The organism is Burkholderia sp. NLJ2, from assembly GCF_049487195.1.
GTDB lineage: Bacteria > Pseudomonadota > Gammaproteobacteria > Burkholderiales > Burkholderiaceae > Burkholderia > Burkholderia pyrrocinia.
This window is the reverse complement of record NZ_CP137808.1, coordinates 350,889-366,352: the sequence shown is the minus strand read 5'-3', so window position 1 is coordinate 366,352 and position 15,464 is coordinate 350,889. Positions and strand designations below refer to the sequence as shown.

Genomic DNA, 15,464 nt, shown 5'->3' with positions numbered 1-15,464 from the left:
TTCTCTCCGTAGTCCGATTAATTGCGGTCGAGATCGATGTCGATACCGAGCGAGCGGATTTCCTTCACGAGCACGTTGAAGGATTCCGGCATGCCTGCATCGATGACGTGATCACCCTTGACCAGGTTCTCATAGACCTTGGTCCGGCCGTTCACGTCGTCCGACTTCACCGTCAGCATTTCCTGCAGCACGTAGGACGCGCCGTACGCTTCGAGTGCCCACACTTCCATTTCACCGAAACGCTGGCCACCGAACTGCGCCTTACCACCCAGCGGCTGCTGCGTGACGAGCGAGTACGGGCCGGTCGAACGCGCGTGCATCTTGTCGTCGACCAAGTGGTGCAGCTTCAGGTAGTGCATGTAGCCAAGCGTCACGCGACGTTCGAACATTTCACCCGTGCGGCCGTCGTACAGACGGACCTGGTTCTTCGACGGGTTCATGCCGAGCTGTTCCGCGATGTCGTCCGGGAAGGCCAGATCGAGCATCTTGCCCATTTCTTCCTCGGTCGCACCGTCGAACACCGGCGTTGCGAACGGCACGCCTTCGCGCAGGTTCTTCGCGAGTTCGAGGATCTCGTCGTCGGTGAAGCTTTCCAGATCTTCCTGGCGGCCCGAGTCGTTGTAGATCTTCGTCAGGAATACGCGCATTTCCTCGATCTTCGCCTGACGCTGCAGCATTTCGCCGATACGCCAGCCGAGGCCCTTCGCGGCCCAGCCGAGGTGCACTTCCAGAACCTGACCCACGTTCATCCGCGACGGCACGCCGAGCGGGTTCAGCACGACGTCTGCCGGACGGCCATCGGCCATGTACGGCATGTCTTCGATCGGGACGATCTTCGACACGACACCCTTGTTACCGTGACGGCCTGCCATCTTGTCGCCAGGCTGCAGGCGGCGCTTCACCGCGAGGTACACCTTGACCATCTTCAGCACGCCCGGCGGCAGTTCGTCGCCTTGCGTGAGCTTCTTGCGCTTCTCTTCGAACGCGAGGTCGAACTGGTGACGCTTTTCTTCGATCGAGTTCTTGATCGCTTCGAGCGATGCCGCTGCTTCGTCGTCCGCCAGGCGGATGTCGAACCAGTGGTAGTGGTCGAGGTCTTCCAGGTAAGCCTGGTCGATCTTCGTGCCCTTCGCCAGCTTCTTCGGACCGCCGTTCGCGACCTTGCCCACGAGCATGCGCGCGAGACGCTGGAACGCGTCGCCTTCCACGATACGCAGCTGGTCGTTCAGGTCGAGACGGTAGCGCTTCAGTTCGTCGTCGATGATCTGTTGCGCACGCTTGTCGCGCTGGATACCTTCACGCGTGAACACCTGAACGTCGATCACGGTACCGCTCATGCCCGACGGCACGCGCAGCGACGTGTCCTTCACGTCCGAAGCCTTCTCGCCGAAGATCGCGCGCAGCAGCTTCTCTTCCGGCGTCAGCTGGGTCTCGCCCTTCGGCGTGACCTTACCGACCATCACGTCGCCTGCTTCGACTTCCGCACCGATGTACACGATGCCCGATTCGTCGAGACGGCCGAGCTGGACTTCCGCCAGGTTCGAGATGTCGCGCGTGATTTCTTCCGGCCCGAGCTTCGTGTCGCGTGCAACGACGTTCAACTCTTCGATGTGGATCGACGTGTAGCGATCGTCGGCCACGACCTTCTCCGAGATCAGGATCGAATCCTCGAAGTTGTAGCCGTTCCACGGCATGAACGCGATCAGCATGTTCTGGCCGAGCGCGAGCTCGCCCAGGTCCGTCGAGGCGCCGTCGGCCAGCACGTCGCCGCGCGAGACCTTGTCGCCCATCTTCACGATCGGACGCTGGTTGATGTTCGTGTTCTGGTTCGAACGCGTGTACTTGATCAGGTTGTAGATGTCGACACCGACTTCACCTGCGACCGCTTCGTCGTCGTTCACGCGAATCACGATACGGCCTGCGTCGACATAGTCGACGACGCCGCCGCGGAACGCCTGAACCGTCGTGCCCGAGTCGACCGCGCAGGTGCGCTCGATGCCCGTACCGACGACCGGCTTTTCCGGACGCAGACACGGCACGGCCTGACGCTGCATGTTCGAGCCCATCAATGCACGGTTCGCATCGTCGTGCTCGAGGAACGGGATCAGCGAGGCTGCAACCGACACGATCTGCGACGGCGCGACGTCCATGTACTGGATACGGTCCGGCGTGACCATCATCGTTTCGCCGGCTTCACGCGACGACACGAGTTCGTCGATCAGCGTGCCGTTCTCGTCGATCGCGGCGTTCGCCTGCGCGATCATGTAGCGGCCTTCTTCGATCGCCGACAGGTAGTCGATCTGGTCGGTCACCTTGCTGTCCACGACCTTGCGGTACGGCGTCTCGAGGAAGCCATACTCGTTCAGGTGCGCGTACAGTGCGAGCGAGTTGATCAGGCCGATGTTCGGACCTTCCGGCGTTTCGATCGGGCACACGCGGCCGTAGTGGGTCGGGTGCACGTCGCGGACTTCGAAGCCTGCGCGTTCGCGCGTCAGACCGCCCGGGCCCAGTGCGGAAACACGGCGCTTGTGCGTGATTTCCGACAGCGGGTTGGTCTGGTCCATGAACTGCGACAGCTGCGACGAACCGAAGAACTCGCGGATCGCCGACGAAATCGGCTTCGAGTTGATCAGGTCGTGCGGCATCAGGTTTTCGCTTTCGGCCTGGCCGAGGCGTTCCTTGACCGCGCGCTCGACACGCACGAGACCGGCGCGGAACTGGTTCTCCGCCAGTTCGCCGACGCAACGCACGCGACGGTTGCCGAGGTGGTCGATGTCGTCCACTTCGCCCTTGCCGTTGCGCAGCTCGACGAGGATCTTGATCGTCGCGAGGATGTCGTCGTCCTGCAGCGTCATCGGGCCGGTGATCTCGTCACGGCTGACGCGGCGGTTGAACTTCATACGGCCGACCTTCGACAGGTCGTACGCTTCTTCGCTGTAGAACAGACGGTTGAACAGTGCCTCGACCGCTTCTTCGGTCGGCGGCTCGCCCGGACGCATCATGCGGTAGATCGCGATGCGCGCGGCCGTCTTGTCGGTCGTTTCGTCGACGCGCAGCGTCGACGAGATGTACGGGCCCTGGTCCAGATCGTTCGTGTAGAGCGTCTGGATGTCCTTGATGCCCGCTTCGCGCAGCTTCTCGAGCACGCTTTCCGTGACTTCGTCGTTCGCGCTCGCGATCACTTCGCCGGTGTCGCCGTCGACGACGTTCTTCGCCAGCACGCGGCCGAGCAGATAGTCTTCCGGCACCGAGATGAACTTGGTCTTCGCGGCTTCGAGGTCGCGAATGTGCTTCGCGTTGATCCGCTTGTCCTTCTGGACGATGACCTTGCCGTCGCGATCCGTGATGTCGAAACGCGCGACTTCACCACGCAGGCGCTCGGGCACGAACTCGAGTTGCGCGCCTTCGTCCATCAGCGTGAAGTTGTCGAACACGAAGAAGTTCGCGAGGATCTGTTCCGGCGTCAGGCCGATGGCCTTCAGCAGGATCGTGACCGGCATCTTGCGGCGACGGTCGACGCGGAAGTACAGGATGTCCTTCGGATCGAATTCGAAGTCGAGCCACGAGCCGCGGTACGGAATGATCCGTGCCGAGAACAGCAGCTTGCCCGAGCTGTGCGTCTTGCCCTTGTCGTGTTCGAAGAACACGCCCGGCGAACGGTGCAGCTGCGAGACGATGACACGCTCGGTGCCGTTGATGACGAACGAGCCCGTCGGCGTCATGAGCGGAATTTCGCCCATGTACACTTCCTGCTCCTTCACTTCCTTGACGACCGGCTTGTTCGGCGATTCCTTGTCGAGGATGACGAGGCGGACCTTCGCGCGCAGCGCGGAGCAGTACGTCAGGCCACGCTGCTGACATTCCTTGATGTTGAATGCCGGCGAGGACAGCGCATAGCTCACGAACTCGAGGCGCGCGAAGCCGTTGTGCGAAACAATGGGAAATACCGATGTGAACGCAGCCTGCAAACCTTCAGGCTTGCGTTGCGTCGCGAGCACATCGGCTTGCAGAAACGTGCTGAATGATTCAAGCTGGGTAGCCAGCAAGAAAGGAACTTGGTGAACGATGGGGCGCTTCGCGAAACTCTTGCGAATGCGCTTCTTCTCGGTGAAGGAATATTGCATACGATCTCCGAATCACGGCGGGTGCTATCGAGGCGGAATACCTGGACGTTTCAAACCCGAGTGTTCACCGACTGAGACCCGATGGCCGTCCAACGGCTTGAACGAGCCGAGAAGCTTGGTGGTTGGCCGCTACCAACCGCTGGCTGACGGCAGCGGATGCCTGTGTTGCCCGCTACCCGACCAAACTTGCCTTCTGCAGTCGCTTCAGAAGACAAAGAGAAACGCCAATCGTGACCAATGACAACGATTAGGCGATTTTCTTTGGCTTCTGGGGCCGATTATTCAGGCTCCCGAATGAGTGCCAGAATAACGTCCCCACAAAGCACAAAAAGGCCGGCGGTGAAAATACCGCCAGCCTTCGCACAGCGCGTCGAAACTTACTTGATTTCGACCTTCGCGCCTGCTTCTTCCAGCTTCTTCTTGGCTTCTTCAGCAGCAGCCTTGTCGACGCCTTCCTTGACGGGCTTCGGTGCGCCGTCAACCAGGTCCTTCGCTTCCTTCAGGCCCAGGCCCGTCAGTTCGCGAACGGCCTTGATCACGCTGACCTTGTTGCTACCGGTTTCAGCCAGAACGACCGTGAATTCGGTCTTCTCTTCAACAGCAGCAGCAGCGCCGCCGCCTGCCGGGCCAGCGACTGCCACTGCAGCTGCCGACACGCCAAACTTCTCTTCGAACGCCTTGACCAGTTCGTTCAGTTCCAGAACGGTCATCCCTTCGACTGCTGCCAGGATGTCTTCTTTTGCGATTGCCATTTGAAATACTCCTAAATTGAATTCGGATACAGCCAGCGATCAATGACGCTGATGCACGCTCGATTACGCAGCTTCTGCTTGCTTCTTCTCGGCCAGCGCGGCCAGAGCACGCGCGAAGCCCGAAACAGGCGATTGCATAACGAACAGCAGCTTCGAGAGCAGTTCTTCGCGGCTCGGGATGCTTGCCAGCGCTTGCACGCCAGCCTTGTCCATCACCTTGCCATCGAACGAACCAGCCTTGATGACCAACTTGTCATTGCTCTTGCTGAAGTCGTTGACGACCTTAGCAGCAGCAATTGCATCTTCCGAGATGCCGTAGATCAACGGGCCAGTCATCTGCTCTGCCAGCGGAGCAAACGGCGTACCTTCGACAGCGCGACGCGCCAGCGTGTTCTTCAACACGCGCAGGTAAACCTGTTGCTCACGCGCTTTCGCGCGCAGCTTGGTCAGATCGCCAACCGCAATTCCACGATACTCAGCCAGCACAACGGTCTGGGCCTTCGCGACTTGCGCGGAAACCTCAGCTACGACGGCTTGCTTGTCTTCTCTATTAAGCGGCACGGTTAGCCTCCAGAAACGATACGTTCGGCACGAAACCTCACGTACCTCGTTCAACAACGGCGTCCGACCTCGTTAGGAGTATTTCCACCTCACACCGCGAATCGCTTCACGGCCTGCGGCTTCACCACTGCAAAACTTTTTCGGGTTCGCCATCTGCGTTGGCTTGAATTAAGGGATCGCCTGCCTGCTGCGCCCCACCAACGGTCTTTGATAACCGGTTGCCCGCCTTGCTGCACGAACAACCGCCCAAAGCCCATGAAGGCCGCTTCGCGAACGAAGCGGCCTGAATACTTGCTTACTGTGCTGCCAGCGTAGCCTGGTCGACACGCACGCCGACGCCCATCGTGCTCGACAGTGCGATCTTGCGCAGGTACACGCCCTTGCTCGTTGCCGGCTTTGCCTTCTGCAGCGCTTCGATCAGTGCCGACAGGTTCGAACGCAGCGCGGTCGGCTCGAACGATGCACGGCCGATGGTCGCGTGGATGATACCGGCCTTGTCGACACGGAATTGCACCTGACCAGCCTTCGCGTTCTTGACGGCGGTTGCGACGTCCGGCGTGACCGTACCGACCTTCGGGTTCGGCATCAGGCCGCGCGGGCCGAGGATCTGACCGAGCGTACCGACGATACGCATCGTGTCCGGCGAAGCGATCACGATGTCGAAGTCCATCTGGCCAGCCTTGATCTGCTCAGCCAGGTCTTCCATACCGACGATTTCCGCGCCTGCTGCACGAGCCTGCTCGGCCTTTTCGCCTTGCGCGAACACTGCAACGCGAACCGACTTGCCCGTACCGGCCGGCAGAACGACCGAACCACGAACGACCTGGTCCGACTTCTTTGCATCGATGCCGAGTTGGACTGCGACGTCGATCGATTCGTCAAACTTCGCGCTCGCGCATTCCTTCACGAGGCTCAGTGCGTCTTCGATCGCGTACAGCTTCTGACGATCAACCTTGGCGGCAAATGCCTGACGGCGCTTGGAGATCTTAGCCATTTACACGCCCTCCACAGTGATGCCCATCGAGCGTGCGCTACCAGCGATGGTGCGAACGGCTGCGTCCAGATCAGCTGCCGTAAGGTCCGGCATCTTGGTCTTCGCGATTTCTTCAGCTTGAGCGCGCGTGATCGAACCGACCTTGTCGGTGTGCGGCTTGCTCGAGCCCTTGTCCACCTTCGCCGCCTTCTTGATCAGGACGGTCGCCGGCGGCGTCTTCATCACGAACGTGAAGCTCTTGTCAGCGAATGCCGTGATGACCACCGGCACCGGCAGACCCGGCTCCATGCCTTGAGTCTGCGCGTTGAACGCCTTGCAGAACTCCATGATGTTCAGGCCGCGCTGGCCCAGTGCCGGACCGACCGGCGGCGACGGGTTGGCTTTACCTGCAGGGATCTGCAGCTTGATAAAGCCGACAATCTTCTTTGCCATTTGTAAACCTCGTTGGAACGCCAAGCGGCGTTCGGTGAGTGATAACGCGCTTTCGCCGCTGGCTACTGACGCTCCTCAACGGCCATGACGCGGGCCGTAAGCGCGAAGGTGGGCAGCCGAGGCTGCCCACCGAATCGGGATCAAACTTTTTCGACCTGGCCGAACTCGAGTTCGACCGGGGTTGAGCGGCCGAAGATGGTGACCGACACACGCACGCGCGATTTTTCGTAGTTGACTTCTTCGACGGTGCCGTTGAAGTCCGTGAACGGGCCTTCCTTGACACGCACCATCTCGCCAACTTCGAACAGGGTCTTCGGGCGCGGCTTTTCGACGCCTTCCTGCATCTGCGACATGATCTTCTCGACTTCCTTCGGGGAAATCGGGGTCGGGCGGTTGCGCGCACCGCCGACGAAACCGGTGACCTTCGCGGTGTTCTTCACGAGGTGCCACGTTTCGTCCGTCATTTCCATTTCCACCAGCACGTAGCCGGGGAAGAAACGACGCTCGGTCACAGCCTTGTGGCCGCCTTTGACTTCGACCACTTCTTCGGTCGGAACCAGGATCTGACCGAATTTGTCCTGCATGCCAGCACGTTCAATGCGCTCCTGAAGCGCACGTTGCACGCTCTTCTCCATACCGGAGTAGGCGTGCACGACGTACCAACGTTTTCCGCTCGGGGATGCCGGAGTATCGCTCATATCATTTCCAACCCAGAATCGCCGAGAAAATCACCCATTCGATCGATTTGTCACTCAACCAGAGGAAAATCGCCATCACGAGCACGAAACCGAACACGACGAGTGTGGTTTGCGTTGCTTCCTTGCGGGTGGGCCAAACGACCTTCCGGACTTCCTTGTACGAATCCTTGGCAAAGGCGATGAGGCTCTTGCCAGGTGCGGACATCAGCCCGACGGCCACGCCGGCGATGATACCTACCGCCAACGCGGCACCGCGGACATACCATTGCTGATTGGTCAGCCAGAAGAAGCCCACGAATCCGGCCAACACCAGCAATACGCCCAGGGCCAGCATCAGCTTATCGCCGGAGGTATTTACAGTTTCGACGGATGGATTCGCCATAACACCTTAAAACAAATGCCACGTAGAACACGTGGCTATTTTTTGGCAGGGGCAGAGGGAATCGAACCCCCAACCTTCGGTTTTGGAGACCGACGCTCTGCCAGTTGAGCTATACCCCTAAACCATGTTGGGGCTGGCTGTTGCCAGCCCCAAAACTGTCGATCAACGAATAACTGGCTTACTCGATGACCTTGGCGACGACGCCGGCACCGACGGTACGGCCGCCTTCGCGGATTGCGAAGCGCAGACCTTCTTCCATCGCGATCGGAGCGATCAGCTTCACCGTGATCGACACGTTGTCGCCCGGCATCACCATTTCCTTGTCCTTCGGCAGCTCGATCGAGCCCGTCACGTCCGTCGTACGGAAGTAGAACTGCGGACGGTAGTTGTTGAAGAACGGCGTGTGACGGCCGCCTTCGTCCTTGCTCAGCACGTACACTTCAGCCGTGAAGTGCGTGTGCGGCGTGATCGAACCCGGCTTCGCCAGAACCTGGCCACGCTCCACGTCTTCACGCTTCGTGCCGCGCAGCAGGATACCAACGTTGTCGCCTGCCTGACCTTGGTCCAGCAGCTTGCGGAACATTTCAACGCCCGTGCAGGTCGTCTTCACCGTCGGCTTGATACCGACGATTTCGATTTCTTCGCCGACCTTCACGACGCCACGCTCGATACGACCCGTCACCACCGTACCACGGCCCGAGATCGAGAACACGTCTTCCACCGGCATCAGGAACGCGCCGTCAACTGCACGCTCCGGCGTCGGGATGTACGTGTCCAGCGCATCGGCCAGGCTCATGATCGCCACTTCGCCCAGCTCGCCCGTGTCGCCTTCCAGCGCCAGCTTCGCCGAACCCTTCACGATCGGCGTGTCGTCGCCCGGGAAGTCGTACTTCGACAGGAGTTCGCGAACTTCCATCTCGACCAGCTCGAGCAGTTCAGCGTCGTCCACCATGTCGCACTTGTTCAGGAACACGATGATGTACGGAACGCCAACCTGACGCGCCAGCAGGATGTGCTCACGCGTTTGCGGCATCGGGCCGTCTGCTGCCGAGCAAACCAGGATCGCGCCGTCCATCTGTGCCGCGCCCGTGATCATGTTCTTCACGTAGTCAGCGTGGCCCGGGCAGTCGACGTGGGCGTAGTGGCGGTTAGCCGTTTCGTACTCGACGTGTGCCGTGTTGATCGTGATGCCGCGCGCCTTTTCTTCCGGTGCCGCGTCGATCTGGTCGTACGCCTTCGCTTCGCCGCCGAACTTCTTCGTCAGAACCGTCGTGATCGCTGCCGTCAGCGTCGTCTTGCCGTGGTCAACGTGACCAATCGTACCAACGTTCACGTGCGGCTTGGTCCGCTCGAATTTACCCTTGGCCATTTTCGACTCCCAAAAGGAATTTCACAGGTTGCGCCGCGCGCAAACAGACACTGACTTTAACTGCTGGTGCCCATGGGCAGGATCGAACTGCCGACCTCTCCCTTACCAAGGGAGTGCTCTACCACTGAGCCACATGGGCGCTTTTACGCTTCAACTTCACGGTCTGGAGCGGGTGAAGGGAATCGAACCCTCGTCGTAAGCTTGGAAGGCTTCTGCTCTACCATTGAGCTACACCCGCACGGGCTACCAACGATTCCCTACCGCTCTTTCAGCTGATGTTCTTGGTGGAGGAGGTTGGATTCGAACCAACGTAGGCGTAAGCCAACAGATTTACAGTCTGCCCCCTTTAGCCACTCGGGCACCCCTCCGTAGAGAACTGACGATTATGGGGGTGCATCGCACTCCTGTCAAGCACATCCGGAAGATTATTTTCACTCTCTTCCCGACCCTTGCCCACCACCGATCTTCCGCCCTTGCCCGGCTAAGGCAAGCACGAGATATTGCCGATCGGCGCCACATCTTCGTCAGACTCCGCCTTTGGCGCTGATCTGCATCTGCGCTAAAAACGAAAGACCGCCATGATACGACCTCTCGCGCACAATGCCAAGCGGGTAGATGCAAAATTTCCGCAAATTTCGTGCCGGGCCGCTTCGACGACCCCACGTCCGGTGTTCGCGACGGCTTTCAGCCTCGTTATCGACAGGAAACAGGGGCTTCGTATCCGGCACTGCGAGTTGCCTGGTCGCGACCTGTGGGCGGTAAAACACGGCAGGGCTTTCACGCGTTTCCCGGCAGTCGCATCTGAAACCTGGCCCAAGCTTCCAGCACGGAATTGTGGTTCTTCCCCCTCCCCGGCTTGGCTGACTTTGCCGCAAGGCGCGATACCGTCCCGAGTCGCCTGCCCACTCCCGAGACAAACCCTCGTGCGCCTGCTCGCTCTTGTGATGGTCTTCATGGTCATGACCGCACATGGCGCCGGCCCGGCAGATGGCTGGTGTTTCTCGAGTACGATCGCGAAGATCCGCCAATAGGCATTGGCCGGCGGCCACGCTCCCGGGCGTCCGAAGGAGACCGCCGCGCTTGCTGCCTATGAGCGGCTGAAACTTGTCGTCGACGCCGGCCGCCTTGGCGCGACAAACGTAGCGCCGCCGCCGGCGCTCCCCATAAGCAAGAATGCAATCGCGTACGCATGGCTGCTCAACGATGCCGGTGCGCCGCGTCGCCGCAGGCGCCAGCAATGACAGGCCACAAGATGTGTCCGGCAGCCCAGCCTGCCTGGACGTGCTGCAGCTGCTACCTAGCGACGTTATGCGTCCACGCACCGGATTGCCTCGCAACTTCGGCGATGCAGTCACGGCGAACGTTCAGCAATGCGGCGCCCCGCCGTGCAAACCGGTCAGATCGACATTTGCTTATGCCTATCGCAGCGTTTCCGCAGCGTACACACGGTATCCCGCCTGTCCGTACGAAGCCCGCCTCGTTCGACTGAGCAAGGATGCCTGCGTTGGCTTCGACGCGGGAGCCTTCCCCGCGCCCCATGCGTCCGAGGATGCCGGATAGCTGACTTGCGACGCGCAGTCGCCGACGTCCGCCACTCGCTGCCCGACGATGTTCGTTCTGATTCGGGATCAAGGCCGGAACACGATCCGGCGGTTTCCACCGGCCAAGCACTCCGCGCTCGGCGATTCGAGTACCGCATGCACGATGCGATCGACCGCATTGACGCCGGCGGTGCGCACTTCGCGTTGACGGGTGAAGGTCGGGACCGCTTCGGCGGCGCTTCCTATTCGCCTACCGAGGAGATCAACGTATTGCGAGACTGTCGGCCTGTGCCGATCAAGAGCAACAGAACGCAGATTTCTGAGGGCAGCCGCCTCACGAGCTCACACTTGCCACTGCGAAGGCGTCGCTGCCCGACTTCTTGTCGCCAGCCACGCAGTTTCTTTCGCACCCAATAAATCAATTTTCCAGAAGAAGCAGTGATTTTGACCTTGAAATGACGCTCGATAGCGACACGATGCTGAACTTGATGCTACACAGCCGCGCAACTTCAAGTGGCACCGGTTGTTCAAGACTTTCAGCAAGAACACCCCCGAAAATCGGTCATACGGCATCTAGTGCTTGGCTCACGTGAACGACGCGATCCGATCAGTGATCGCCGGATGATTCTTTATGTTGGCTGTCGGTTCGATCAATATGGTGGCAGGAGACACATGGGGCACCCTGAAACTGATGGATGATCATTTCGATTTTGGCCGAAGATGCATTCCATATGCCCGCGATTACGATGAGATGACTGATCGTTCGAAGATAAGACGGCGCTACGCCAGATCGCACTCGGCGATGGGCAGATCCGCGAAGGAGGTTACAGCGAGGAATTTGCCGGCCGTTTGATCAACCAGGTTGCCGGTCTTATCGCCGTCGCGGCGAGAGTAGATGGGTCGATGCTGGTCACTGTAGCTCGAGCCGCCGTCGTGTGGGCCGACCTGATGGTTGGCCTGAACGTGTTCTGTCCAATCGCGTGGGCGGACTGCAATGCTCGGATCAACGCCTTCGGCGCTCCAGCTCCGAGCGCACTGCCCGTTGCCCGGCCAACCTGCATTTTATCCGCGCCAATGCAAAAACCCCCGCCTTTCGGGCGGGGGTTCTTGGCTTAGGGAGCCTGACGATTACCTACTTTCACACGGGAATCCGCACTATCATCGGCGTAGAGTCGTTTCACGGTCCTGTTCGGGATGGGAAGGGGTGGGACCGACTCGCTATGGTCATCAGGCAAAGAGGGTTGTCGCGTTGCTTCGCAGCGCGACCAATCGGGAAGAAGCAGTAATTTTGGGTTGTGAGGTTGTATCTCACACGTACGCGGTTGCTCAACCGTCGTACGTCGAGTGCCTCGCACTCGACGCTCGATATCCGTAAAGCGCTGAAGCGCTAACGGCTATCGAGACAGACTTGTTATAGGATCAAGCCTTACGGGCAATTAGTATCAGTTAGCTGAACGCATTACTGCGCTTACACACCTGACCTATCAACGTCCTGGTCTCGAACGACCCTTCAAGGGGATCTAGTCCCCAGGGATATCTCATCTTAAGGCGAGTTTCCCGCTTAGATGCTTTCAGCGGTTATCTCTTCCGAACATAGCTACCCGGCGATGCCACTGGCGTGACAACCGGTACACCAGAGGTTCGTCCACTCCGGTCCTCTCGTACTAGGAGCAGCCCCCTTCAAATATCCAACGCCCACGGCAGATAGGGACCAAACTGTCTCACGACGTTTTAAACCCAGCTCACGTACCTCTTTAAATGGCGAACAGCCATACCCTTGGGACCGGCTACAGCCCCAGGATGAGATGAGCCGACATCGAGGTGCCAAACACCGCCGTCGATATGAACTCTTGGGCGGTATCAGCCTGTTATCCCCAGAGTACCTTTTATCCGTTGAGCGATGGCCCTTCCATACAGAACCACCGGATCACTATGACCTGCTTTCGCACCTGCTCGACTTGTCGGTCTCGCAGTTAAGCACGCTTATGCCATTGCACTATCAGCACGATTTCCGACCGTACCTAGCGTACCTTCGTACTCCTCCGTTACGCTTTGGGAGGAGACCGCCCCAGTCAAACTGCCTACCATGCACTGTCCCCGACCCGGATCACGGGCCAAGGTTAGAACCTCAAACAAACCAGGGTGGTATTTCAAGGACGGCTCCACCGAAACTAGCGTTCCGGTTTCATAGCCTCCCACCTATCCTACACAGATCGGTTCAAAGTCCAATGCAAAGCTACAGTAAAGGTTCATGGGGTCTTTCCGTCTAGCCGCGGGTAGATTGCATCATCACAAACACTTCAACTTCGCTGAGTCTCGGGAGGAGACAGTGTGGCCATCGTTACGCCATTCGTGCAGGTCGGAACTTACCCGACAAGGAATTTCGCTACCTTAGGACCGTTATAGTTACGGCCGCCGTTTACCGGGACTTCAATCAAGAGCTTGCACCCCATCATTTAATCTTCCGGCACCGGGCAGGCGTCACACCCTATACGTCCACTTTCGTGTTTGCAGAGTGCTGTGTTTTTATTAAACAGTCGCAGCCACCAGTTTATTGCAACCCCTTCACCCTTTGCCCGCAGGGGCATCAAGCTACAAGGGCGTACCTTATCCCGAAGTTACGGTACCAATTTGCCGAGTTCCTTCTCCCGAGTTCTCTCAAGCGCCTTAGAATACTCATCTCGCCCACCTGTGTCGGTTTGCGGTACGGTCATCGTTAGACTGAAGCTTAGAGGCTTTTCTTGGAACCACTTCCAATTGCTTCGCTCCCTAAGGAGCTCGCGCCACACCCTTGAATTCCGCGCCCGGATTTGCCTAAGCGCCTTCTCCAATGCAGCGACCGGGACTTCCAACACCCGGACAACCTTCCGCGATCCGTCCCCCCATCGCATCTAACAATGGTGCAGGAATATTGACCTGCTTCCCATCAGCTACGCATTTCTGCCTCGCCTTAGGGGCCGACTCACCCTACGCCGATGAACGTTGCGTAGGAAACCTTGGGCTTACGGCGAGGGGGCCTTTCACCCCCTTTATCGCTACTCATGTCAGCATTCGCACTTCCGATACCTCCAGCACGCTTTTCAACGCACCTTCGCAGGCTTACGGAACGCTCTCCTACCATGCGTGCAAAGCACGCATCCGCAGCTTCGGTATATAGCTTAGCCCCGTTACATCTTCCGCGCAGGACGACTCGATCAGTGAGCTATTACGCTTTCTTTAAAGGGTGGCTGCTTCTAAGCCAACCTCCTGACTGTTTTAGCCTTCCCACTTCGTTTCCCACTTAGCTATATTTGGGGACCTTAGCTGGCGGTCTGGGTTGTTTCCCTCTTGACACCGGACGTTAGCACCCGATGTCTGTCTCCCGTGATTGCACTCTTCGGTATTCGGAGTTTGCTATGGCGGGGTAATCCGCAATGGACCCCCCAACCATGACAGTGCTCTACCCCCGAAGGTGAGACACGAGGCACTACCTAAATAGTTTTCGGAGAGAACCAGCTATTTCCAAGTTTGTTTAGCCTTTCACCCCTATCCACAGCTCATCCCCTAACTTTTCAACGTTAGTGGGTTCGGACCTCCAGTACGTGTTACCGCACCTTCATCCTGGCCATGGATAGATCACTTGGTTTCGGGTCTACGCCCAGCAACTGAACGCCCTATTCGGACTCGCTTTCGCTACGCCTGCCCTATACGGTTAAGCTTGCTACTGAACGTAAGTCGCTGACCCATTATACAAAAGGTACGCCGTCACCCCTTACGAGGCTCCGACTGTTTGTATGCATGCGGTTTCAGGATCTATTTCACTCCCCTCCCGGGGTTCTTTTCGCCTTTCCCTCACGGTACTGGTTCACTATCGGTCGATCACGAGTATTTAGCCTTGGAGGATGGTCCCCCCATCTTCAGACAGGATTTCACGTGTCCCGCCCTACTTGTCGCACACCTAGTTCTTTCATACTGTTTTCGCCTACAGGGCTATCACCTGCTATGGCCGCACTTTCCAGAGCGTTCGGCTAACAATACAAATAAAGAGTGCAAGGCTCATCCCATTTCGCTCGCCACTACTTTGGGAATCTCGGTTGATTTCTTTTCCTGCGGTTACTTAGATGTTTCAGTTCACCGCGTTCGCTTCACTAGACCTATGTATTCAGTCTAGGATGACCCAAAAGGGCCGGGTTTCCCCATTCGGACATCTACGGATCAAAGCTCGTTTGCCAGCTCCCCGTAGCTTTTCGCAGGCTACCGCGTCCTTCATCGCCTGTGATCGCCAAGGCATCCACCACATGCACTTGTTCGCTTGACCCTATAACGAGTCTGTCTCTCCGACAGTCGTTACAGGTTGAGTTTTCGCGTTGTGCCGTATTCCAATTGATGTCGGTCCGGCGTTAGCGCTTTAGCGCTTACGCTGGCCCCACTCCCGAAGGGAGTAGACCCGAATCATCTTGAGATACATCGATACAATCACAACCCGGATAACTTCCACGTCCATCTCGAGACGCTTCCGCTATCCAAATTACTTACTTCTTCCAGATTGTTAAAGAACGACAGCCGATACAACCTACGTATCACTCTGACTGGCTCAATCGCCAATGCAAAATTCTCGGTTCAGTGTCTGAA

General features: G+C 58.4%; 8 protein-coding genes, 4 tRNA genes and 2 rRNA genes. All 14 read right to left on the bottom strand.

Annotation, left to right across the window (positions count from 1 at the left end; translation table 11 throughout):
- Positions 1 to 17: 17 nt before the first annotated feature.
- A complete protein-coding gene (gene rpoB, locus R9B84_RS01605; RefSeq protein ID WP_423758997.1) occupies positions 18 to 4,124 on the bottom strand; it encodes a DNA-directed RNA polymerase subunit beta in 4,107 nt (1,368 codons plus the stop codon).
- Positions 4,125 to 4,501: 377 nt separating this feature from the next.
- Positions 4,502 to 4,876 carry a 50S ribosomal protein L7/L12 gene (gene rplL, locus R9B84_RS01600; protein WP_048252067.1) on the bottom strand — a complete coding sequence of 125 codons (375 nt, stop codon included), beginning with the start codon at positions 4,874 to 4,876 and terminating at the stop codon, positions 4,502 to 4,504.
- Positions 4,877 to 4,939: 63 nt separating this feature from the next.
- Entirely contained in the window at positions 4,940 to 5,437 is a 498-nt protein-coding gene (rplJ, locus tag R9B84_RS01595) for a 50S ribosomal protein L10 (protein WP_021161756.1), read from the bottom strand.
- Positions 5,438 to 5,732: 295 nt separating this feature from the next.
- Complete coding sequence (gene rplA, locus R9B84_RS01590; protein WP_006482906.1) at positions 5,733 to 6,431, bottom strand: 50S ribosomal protein L1; 699 nt, start codon at positions 6,429 to 6,431, stop codon at positions 5,733 to 5,735.
- Positions 6,432 to 6,863: a 50S ribosomal protein L11 gene (gene rplK / locus R9B84_RS01585; RefSeq protein ID WP_006753591.1), complete on the bottom strand. Its 432-nt coding sequence runs from the start codon at positions 6,861 to 6,863 to the stop codon at positions 6,432 to 6,434.
- A gap of 140 nt (positions 6,864 to 7,003) precedes the next feature.
- A complete protein-coding gene (gene nusG / locus R9B84_RS01580) occupies positions 7,004 to 7,561 on the bottom strand; it encodes a transcription termination/antitermination protein NusG (protein ID WP_006400672.1) in 558 nt (185 codons plus the stop codon).
- Between the two features lies 1 nt (position 7,562).
- Positions 7,563 to 7,943, bottom strand: coding sequence for a preprotein translocase subunit SecE (gene secE / locus R9B84_RS01575; protein ID WP_006477202.1), 381 nt, complete (start codon positions 7,941 to 7,943; stop codon positions 7,563 to 7,565).
- A gap of 43 nt (positions 7,944 to 7,986) precedes the next feature.
- Positions 7,987 to 8,062: transfer RNA gene (locus tag R9B84_RS01570), tRNA-Trp, on the bottom strand.
- Positions 8,063 to 8,121: 59 nt separating this feature from the next.
- Positions 8,122 to 9,312: an elongation factor Tu gene (gene tuf / locus R9B84_RS01565; RefSeq protein ID WP_129513512.1), complete on the bottom strand. Its 1,191-nt coding sequence runs from the start codon at positions 9,310 to 9,312 to the stop codon at positions 8,122 to 8,124.
- A gap of 64 nt (positions 9,313 to 9,376) precedes the next feature.
- Positions 9,377 to 9,451 (bottom strand) — tRNA-Thr (locus R9B84_RS01560).
- A 25-nt stretch (positions 9,452 to 9,476) separates the two neighbouring features.
- Positions 9,477 to 9,550: transfer RNA gene (locus tag R9B84_RS01555), tRNA-Gly, on the bottom strand.
- A gap of 44 nt (positions 9,551 to 9,594) precedes the next feature.
- Positions 9,595 to 9,680, bottom strand: a tRNA-Tyr gene (locus R9B84_RS01550).
- 2,292 nt (positions 9,681 to 11,972) lie between these two features.
- Positions 11,973 to 12,085, bottom strand: a 5S ribosomal RNA gene (gene rrf / locus R9B84_RS01545).
- A 183-nt stretch (positions 12,086 to 12,268) separates the two neighbouring features.
- Positions 12,269 to 15,150, bottom strand: a 23S ribosomal RNA gene (locus tag R9B84_RS01540).
- Positions 15,151 to 15,464: the final 314 nt, after the last annotated feature.